The organism is Criblamydia sequanensis CRIB-18 (assembly GCF_000750955.1).
GTDB lineage: Bacteria > Chlamydiota > Chlamydiia > Chlamydiales > Criblamydiaceae > Criblamydia > Criblamydia sequanensis.
Genome location: NZ_CCEJ010000002.1, coordinates 1 through 8399 on the forward strand (window position 1 = coordinate 1; position 8399 = coordinate 8399).

At 33.1% G+C, this 8399-nt stretch carries 9 protein-coding genes and 1 pseudogene; 9 read left to right on the forward strand and 1 reads right to left on the reverse strand.

What is annotated here, in order from left to right; all coding sequences use genetic code 11:
• The 8 genes and pseudogenes from CSEC_RS13210 to CSEC_RS01815 all read left to right on the forward strand — a co-directional run.
• Positions 1-195 (forward strand): annotated as a pseudogene (locus CSEC_RS13210) (hypothetical protein); the annotation flags it as partial.
• 9 nt (positions 196-204) lie between these two features.
• The gene (locus CSEC_RS01785) at positions 205-1200 is read left to right on the forward strand and encodes a hypothetical protein (RefSeq protein ID WP_041016729.1); all 996 of its coding nucleotides are present in this window, start codon (positions 205-207) and stop codon (positions 1198-1200) included.
• A gap of 32 nt (positions 1201-1232) precedes the next feature.
• Complete coding sequence (locus CSEC_RS01790; RefSeq protein WP_041016731.1) at positions 1233-2213, forward strand: hypothetical protein; 981 nt, start codon at positions 1233-1235, stop codon at positions 2211-2213.
• Between the two features lie 48 nt (positions 2214-2261).
• Positions 2262-3281, forward strand: a complete 1020-nt coding sequence (locus CSEC_RS01795) for a hypothetical protein (RefSeq protein ID WP_041016732.1) — start codon at positions 2262-2264, stop codon at positions 3279-3281.
• 193 nt (positions 3282-3474) lie between these two features.
• A complete protein-coding gene (locus CSEC_RS01800) occupies positions 3475-3783 on the forward strand; it encodes a hypothetical protein (protein WP_041016733.1) in 309 nt (102 codons plus the stop codon).
• 13 nt (positions 3784-3796) lie between these two features.
• Positions 3797-4771, forward strand: coding sequence for a hypothetical protein (locus CSEC_RS01805; RefSeq protein WP_041016734.1), 975 nt, complete (start codon positions 3797-3799; stop codon positions 4769-4771).
• 77 nt (positions 4772-4848) lie between these two features.
• Positions 4849-5478 (forward strand): hypothetical protein, encoded by a 630-nt coding sequence (locus CSEC_RS01810; RefSeq protein WP_154017597.1) that lies wholly within the window; start codon positions 4849-4851, stop codon positions 5476-5478.
• 32 nt (positions 5479-5510) lie between these two features.
• Positions 5511-6500 (forward strand): hypothetical protein, encoded by a 990-nt coding sequence (locus CSEC_RS01815; RefSeq protein WP_154017598.1) that lies wholly within the window; start codon positions 5511-5513, stop codon positions 6498-6500.
• A gap of 258 nt (positions 6501-6758) precedes the next feature.
• On the opposite strand, the gene CSEC_RS01820 is transcribed toward CSEC_RS01815, so the two are convergent.
• On the reverse strand, positions 6759-8036 hold the full coding sequence (locus CSEC_RS01820) for a Fic family protein (protein WP_041016737.1): 1278 nt from the start codon (positions 8034-8036) through the stop codon (positions 6759-6761).
• Between the two features lie 97 nt (positions 8037-8133).
• Here CSEC_RS01820 and CSEC_RS13400 point away from each other — a divergent pair.
• On the forward strand, positions 8134-8399 hold a 266-nt coding region (locus CSEC_RS13400), incomplete at its 3' end, for a hypothetical protein (RefSeq protein WP_041016738.1).

The window sequence follows — 8399 nt, forward strand, 5'->3', positions numbered from 1 at the left end:
GATGGCAGAAAAATTCGTTATGACGAAGCCAAAGACGGGGAACCTGGACATGAAGGTAGGGATCATTATCATTGGTATAATACGGATCCTAGTAAAGAAAAAGGGAAAGATTATTTGAACTCAAATGGAGAACCTTGTAGGAAATCAAGCCATGAATCTCATTTATATTCATGTGAAGAATCAGAAGAAAATTGATGAGGTTGTGTGAATTTAGCTAAATATCAATCGTATTTTCATGACGGCACATTAATAGATATAATTCATATAAAAAATACTGTTGAAATATCTATCTCTAGTTGTGAAATTGACCTAAACGATTTAGAAAGAAAAATTCCTTTAGCACATGATGGTACTATAAGAGGAAAAATAATAGTAAAAAAAAATATAAAGGTACTAATTGATAAAAAAAATATTCCTTTGAATGAATTAAGAATGTTTTATGACCGCGCTGAGATTTTGAACCTAAATGTTTCTAAAAATGAAATAAAAATATTTCTTTTATGGAAAACTTTACGGCCAGTAGTTAAAGATGAAAAGTATTCAGAATTAAAAATAGAAGCCGAAGAAATTTATTTTGAAAACATTCCAACCCTTCTAGATCCCTTCGAATTTACAGAGCCCTCTCTTTCCGAGTATGCAACACGTTCTCACTATCATCAACTTAATCCGGAAGTCAGTAGTAAAGACAACAAATATTTAGATAAAGAGGGCAATCCAACTGCTCAAGGAAGCTTAGCTTCATATTTAACTGATTCAATAAAAATCAAAAGCAATGATTTTAGTTCAAACTATAATGAAAAATTACCAATTTCCAAATATGAAATGGAGTTTCATGATGGCAATCTAATTAATATCGAGCATAAAGACCAAAATCTCACTTTAACAATTATAAGTAGCGAGCTGAAGACTAGAATAGTCGACATAGATAATATCAAGGTATCTTTTGATAATAGAATTAAAGGGAACCTTCATTTTGATGAAGTAACTAAAATCTTAAAGTGGGGCAAAGATTTTCAAGGACCACTCAATATGTTTTCTGATTTTGCCAGTATCTACTACTTAAAGTTTTATGAAGGGGGAGTAGTACTTAGCGTAATATGGGAAAGGTATTTTCCTCGTTTTCAAGAATTGAAAAATGACAAATTTCAGATCGAAGCAAAAAAAATTTATTGGGAATCTTTACCTAATCTAGAAGATTAATTTCTGACAACTAGTATTTAGATGAGTGGTTAATGAATATTCATAAATATGAAGCTTATTTTCACGATGGGACTCTTGTTGAAATCGATCAAAAAGAAAATAACGTAGTACTTTCTATGATCAGCTCTGAAATGTACCCGGATGAAATGAAAGACCCAATGCTGCTCTCTTATGATAATAAAATAAAGGGAAAATTGCATTTAGACAAAGTGAAACGAATTACGATGGATGGAGAGACTATCTCTCTAATCAATATGCTTTATGATAGTGGAGAAATTTTTGATTTAGAAATTAAAGAAAATAAAGTTACAATAGATGTGATTTGGGAAACTTATAGACCCCTAATGAAAGTTGAAGAAGATTCTAGGATTGAAATAATTGCAGAAGCTATTTATTGGGAAAACATTCCCAACATGGTAGATCCCTTCTGGTTTAAAGAACCAAGCCTTCCTGAATTCGCCTCTAGACCTCACTTTCACCATCTAAATCCGGAGGCGAAAGATAAGAACGAAAAATATTTTGATAGAAACGGAAACAAAGTGGCTCAAGGATCAATAGCCTCATGTCTTATTCCTTCAAAATTAAACACTATTCCTCCTAAAGAGGTTACTTTTGGATTTATTCCTGAAATACCAATTAGCGAATATGCGCTAGAATTTCATGATGGAGAGTTGTTAGAGATTGAACAGATTCACGACAATATTGCCATGACAATTACAAGTGCAGAAATAAAGCCTGAGATTATCATTAAAGATGCTTCTCTTGTTAAAAATGGAAGAATGAAAGGTAAACTCCATTTTGAGACAGTTCTTTTTTTAACTAAAAACAGAATGGCAGTGCCTGAATTAAAAATGGAAGCTGAATTTGGAGATATAGACTATATAAAATTTATTAGCTCTAATCGTCTAAAAATTTCTATTTGCTGGGAAAGCTATTTCCCCTCTTATCGAAGTATGGGATGTGATCTTATTGAAATTGAAGCTAATAAAATTTACTGGGAACCGCTTAACTAAAAACTAGACATTGGTTAATTATCAATCCGAAGACTCCGAGAAGGCCCCTTGAATTTAGCTAAATATCAATCTTATTTTCATGATGGCTCTTTGATGGATATCGAACAATTCGGAGATGAGATCACTTTCTCAATGATAAGTGCCGAAATTCCTCCAAACGATGTGTTTAAAATTAAACGTTTGATGGCTCTTTCCTTCGATAATAGAATTAAAGGTAAGCTTAGATTAAAGGACATAAAAACTGTAAAAATTGATAATAAAATATTCCAAAAAAAATTAAAGATGTTTTTTGAATGTGCAGATATTTTTAAGCTTAAGATCAAAGAAAGTATCACTTTACAAGTCATTTGGGAGAATTTTAGAGTTGATAAGGGAGAAAAAGGATTTTCAACAATTGAAATAGATGCGGGGAGCATTTATTGGGAAAATATTCCTGATCTTCTTGATCCTTTTTGGCGCACTGAGCCTTTCTTACCAGAATATGAAAATAGAGCTCACTATCATCGTTTGAACCCGAAAGCAACAGGAAATAGAAACAAATATCTAGATAAAAATGGTAATGGGGTATCTCAAGGTAGTAATGCTTCTTGTCTGCTTCCAAATAATTTTATCGAAAAAAATTTTTCCTGGAATAAGGTTATTTCACCTAATATTGGTGCTCTAAAAATTTTAAAAAAATATGAAATGGAATTTCATGATGGCATTCTTGTGGATATAAAAGAAAAAGATAAAGATCTTTCTCTAGTTATTATCAGTGCTGAAATCAATACCAACGTTAGAATCAACGACATTCCTTTATCACAAGATAGACGTATCAAAGGAGTTTTGCATTTCAAAAAAATAAAAAATATTATCTATAACTACAAATTTTTTGAGGGTGTCTTGAAAAAGTACTCTGATTGTGGGGACATAACTTATTTCAAAATTGAAGATAATAAAGTTTTCTTGGATGTTATATGGGGAACTTTTAAACCTCATTTTAAAGAAATTGCGAACTCCAGTTATGAAATTGAAGCCGAGGAAATTTACTGGGAACCTGTACCAGATTTAAACGATCCTAATTGGTGATAATGAAAAGGTATGTTTACGAATATAATTTCTAAAAACTAACATTAGATATAATTGGCATAAAGACCTCAGTAGGCATCCCGACGGCCAGCTCGTTTTTATCCCATCTTTACTTACCGCAGGTTTTGTCACAGCCGAATGCATCGCAGGCACACTCATAGGAGCCGCCCTTGGCTACGCTGCCTATGAAAGCATGTCCAAGCTAAACGAGCTCTCTTGGCTTCCTAAAGATCCCTTTAACCATCCCGATTGGGAAGATGTCGGACATCCTGAAGCAAAAGCCCATGGACATCATGATTTTCTGAATAGAGAAGACGGTAAAAAAATTCGTTTTGATGAAGCCAAAGAAGGGGAGCCTGGACATAAAGGTAGAGATCTTTATCATTGGTATAATCCTACATCCAAAGAAGATAAAGACTATTATTTAGATGAAAATGGAGATACTTGCGGTAAATACAGTGAAGAATCCCATTTATATCCAGATGAAGCCCCTGACAAATAGTTTGAGGACAGTAATGAATATCCAAAAATATCAAGGTTATTTCCATGATGGTATACTTGTAGACATTCAGCAAGAAAATGATAATGTCACTATCGCTCTTATAAGTTCACAAATAAGTCCTGTTAATCTTTTAGATGATACAATACGAGGAAAATTACATTTAGATAACATTGAGAAAATTGTAGTTGATGGTTCAATAAGACAAACAATTAAGATGCAATATGATAACGGTGATTTGTTTGGCTTAGAAATTGAAGAACATAAAGTCACTTTAGTTGTGATTTGGCAAACTTTACGACCTATTAAAAGGATAGAAAATGATTCCAAAATTGAAATTGAAGCAAAAAAAATTAATTGGGAAAATATTCCTAACATGCTTAACCCCTTTTGGTTTAAAGAACCTGGACTTCACGAATATAAAAACAGGGCACATTACCACCATCTGAACACAGATGCCAAAGGTAGGCATGATAAGTATTTTGATAAAAATGGAATGAAAGTGGCTCAAGGATCCTTAGCCTCTTGTCTGGCTCCTTCGAAATTAAACACTATTCCTTCTAAAGAGGTCTCAAATAAATTTATTCCTGAAATACCTATTAGCGAATATTCGCTAGAATTTCATGATGGTGTCTTAATTAATATTGAGCAATCTAAGAATAATATTGTCATGACTCTTATGAGTGCAGAAATAAAACCAGAGGTAACAGTAGAGAAGATCCTACTTTCAAATGATAGGAGAATTAAAGGTAAGCTTCATTTTAATAATGTTCTGAGAGTTCTTAAAAATGGTTTTTTGTTTACTAAACCTATTGTCATGAAGAATGAATTTGGAGATGTCTCCTATATCAAATTTATCAGTTCTGAAATTGTAGAAATTAGCCTAAGTTGGGAAACCTATTCTCCTCATTTTCGCGAGCTTGGAGGTAATCATTTTCAAATCGAAGCAAAAAAAATTTATTGGGAATCTTTGCCCAATCTAGAGGACTGAATTTCATTCCATAATTCCAATATTTGCAGTGAATTTATGAAAATGGATCTAAAGAAATAATTATTCTGATGGAACATATGAGTATGCAACTGTTTAAATATTATTTAGAGTATAATAAAACTTACCCCTATTTCATAGATCATATGAATTGGGGAACAGCATTATCCAAAGAAATAACAAAAAATATAACCTTCGAAAAAGGAAGATTTTTTACTTTATTAGTAGAAACTGCTGATTTAGAAAAAATGTACGATTTTCGGCATGGGGGTATACTTCCTCAAAATAAACCTCTAAAAAGTCATCCTACATTTGTTCAATGTAAATATGTCCCTCTTCCAAGAATTATTGAAACAGAGGTTTGCAACTATGTATTTGATTTTTTGTCTGAACAGTCTGAAAGAATAGTTATTTTCGAAGACTTTGAACTGCGCCCATATGATAAAAACCTTGAAAAAGAAGGGTTGCAATTATCCATCCACAATGACGAAGTTTATTATATAGCTTCTTCAGGAGTCAGAAAAGAATCTGTTGATTCAGCTGTTTTTTCCACCCAGTCAGCTTGGCATTCTGTGATGGTAATGGCAAACAAAATTTCCAATTTACCAAAAAATCTTACCCAAAAAGACTTTCAAAATATTTGTGAAAATGTTTCTCAAATAGCAACCACCGCTTATGATGGGGAAGGTTTTGTATTTTGGGAAAAGTAAAATAAATCCTTTAAACCTCAGTGAAGATTCTTATGACAACGTTAATGAACATCCAAAAATATGAAGCTTATTTTCACGATGGAATATTGGTAGATATAGAGCAAAATAGAGAAAATGTGACGATATCGCTAATTAGCATGCAAATGAATCCAGAAGATCTAGTCGACAATATCACACTTTCTTATGATAGAACCATTAGAGGAAAACTGCATTTAGATAAGGTAGAGAATATTAAAATTGATGGCAAGGTTTGTACTGATCTAAAAATGCTATTTGATAACGGAGATATTTTTAGCTTAGAAATAGAAGAACATAAAGTTATCTTAGATGTGATTTGGCAAACTTTAAGACCAAAACGAAAAATCGAAGAAGATTCTAGAATTGAAATAATGGCAGAAGAGATTTATTGGGAAAATCCCAACATGGTAGATCCCTTCTGGTTTAAAGAACCAAGCCTTCCTGAATTCGCCTCTAGACCTCACTTTCACCATCTAAATCCGGAGGCGAAAGATAAGAACGAAAAATATTTTGATAGAAACGGAAACAAAGTGGCTCAAGGATCAATAGCCTCATGTCTTATTCCTTCAAAATTAAAGAATGTCCCTCCTGAAGCGCTTCCTCATGAATCCATACCGGAAATACCTATTAGCGAATACGCCCTAGAATTTCATGATGGGGAATTATTAGATATTGAACAAAATCAAGACCATATAGCTTTGACAATCTTAAGTGCAGAAATAAAGCCTGAGATTATCATTAAAGATGCTTCTCTTGTTAAAAATGGAAGAATGAAAGGCAAACTTCATTTTGATAGAGTTCTCTTTGTAACTAAAAATAGAAAAGTAATGGAGGAACTAAAAATGGAAGCTGATTTAGCTGAAATATCCTATATAAAGTTTTTCAGTAATAATCAGTTAGAAATCTCTATAAAGTGGGAAAGCTATTTTCCAACCTATCATAGACTTAAAAGCGATCTTATTGAAATTGGTGCGCAAAAGATTTACTGGGAACCGCTAATCTGAAAATAGAGTAGATTTTTCTAATAATACCCCATGTATCTCCTGTTTAAAGAAAGATGAATTTACCTCGATGGTACATAGGAGGTTAAGTGATCATGAAACTGTCAAACATTATTTAGAGTTTAATAAAACTTATCCCTATTTTATGGTAAGCGTCGTCTGAAGAGCAGGTTGAATTAATATAAACAATCCGATAAGGAATTTCTTTTAAAGGTTAAAGCATTTGAGCTCCTGGGTTTAGCCAGGAGCTTAAATAAAAAATTAGCTTAAACTTGGAGTAAGGCCAACCTGTTTTAATTGTTCAATCGCTTTTTTGTTGTTATATTTAATAGCCACATCTAAGGCATTTCCTGATTTATCGCCTTTAGAAAAGAGGTCAATATTTAAGATGGAAGCCTTTTCGATTAAGAATTGAAGCAGCTCATTTTGTTTATCGCTTGCCGCCACTTGACGAAATAGTAAGTTGAAATTCCTTTCAAGAAATGAATGTTTCGGTGAATTTGGCAAAGACCTATTATTTATAAGTTGTTTCAATTGCAGAACAGCCTCATTATAGCGAAATAGTCCGGAAGAGAGTTCTTCTAGGCTTCCAAAATGGGCTTCGAATCTCTCTTGGCCTTCGATGACTTCCCTTACTAATCTTTCAACAGTAAGTCCCTCGTAGAGGCACATATTTTTAAGGTGAGTAGGCTTTAATTGATTTTGATGGAGCAGCAGGTTTGTTAAAATATAAAAAGTTCTGCCATTACCATCGTGATAGGGATGCAATAACATCAAAGTTCTCAGAGTAGTCACAATGATTTTGATTTTCTCTTCTTCGGAAGAACTATCTTTTATTTGGTCAAAATAAGATTGCAGCGTTTGAAGGATTTTGTTTTTCTTTTCAGCGGGGTCGTCAATTATAGAAAATAATCCAAAAGGTGAGTAGTCATAGGAAGCATCTTTCCATTGTTTGTCATCACGGTAACGAAGAAGCAGCTCTTTTTGGATCCTTTCAAAAGTTTCATTTCTGTCAGATCCGTTTGTTGCGATAATTTTTTTTGAAACTTGTCCATCTTCTAAGCTGAGATTATCATACGATTCGCTAGAAAGAGAATATTTATCGCATAGAGTAATACCAAGGCTGTTTTTTTGAAGGTGAGCATATTTAGGGGCAGTTTCTGGAGCTGCAACGACCAGGTTCAGAAAGTCTAACCGATTGATCCAGATATCTCGGATTAAGGCTGTAACCCCTTCCTCATCACAATTCCAATTACGTCCGAGCCCAGATGAAGTCGAAGTGGCTTTTCCTTGCAACTCATAGGATAAATGACTGATGGCGCTTTTTTGTATCGCATCTATCTTTTTTAAAAGATCTGAGGCAGTTGTAATGGGTATCACTTTAGAAAATTCAAATTCTGACCAAGCCCTGCAAAAAGCAAGATCATATTTCGGCTCTCGTTTAACATAGTCATGTAGCTTTTCTTGAGGCCTAGCTAGATAGGGTTCATGGTCTACTAAAAAAAGGGTGGGGTGGAGACGATTTTGTGAGGCTTCCATAGATTAATTACCTTAATTACTTTAATAAAGTGTTTTAACGAAAAGATACTAACATTTTTTTAAAAAAAACAAAAGTTAATTTATAAAATTAAAAAATGTGATTGTTTATATTAATTCAACCTGCTCTTCAACCGACGCTTACAAATTAAACTATATTCCATCTAAAGAAACTCCTCTTGAGTTTATTCCCGAAGTACCTATTAGCGAATATGCGCTAGAATTTCATGATGGAGAGTTGTTAGAGATTAAACAAAATCAAGACAATATATCTTTAACCATGTCAAGTGCAGAAATAAGGCCTGATTTCTTGATTAAAGATGCTTCTCTTTTTAATAATGGAAGAATTAAAGGAACACTCCATTT

Coding starts and splice junctions, on each gene's coding strand:
- CSEC_RS01790 (WP_041016731.1), top strand. CDS start 1,233: ATGAATATTCATAAATATGAAGCTTATTTTCACGATGGGACTCTTGTT.
- CSEC_RS01800 (WP_041016733.1), top strand. CDS start 3,475: ATGTCCAAGCTAAACGAGCTCTCTTGGCTTCCTAAAGATCCCTTTAAC.
- CSEC_RS01805 (WP_041016734.1), top strand. CDS start 3,797: ATGAATATCCAAAAATATCAAGGTTATTTCCATGATGGTATACTTGTA.
- CSEC_RS01810 (WP_154017597.1), top strand. CDS start 4,849: ATGAGTATGCAACTGTTTAAATATTATTTAGAGTATAATAAAACTTAC.
- CSEC_RS01815 (WP_154017598.1), top strand. CDS start 5,511: ATGACAACGTTAATGAACATCCAAAAATATGAAGCTTATTTTCACGAT.
- CSEC_RS01820 (WP_041016737.1), bottom strand. CDS start 8,036: ATGGAAGCCTCACAAAATCGTCTCCACCCCACCCTTTTTTTAGTAGAC.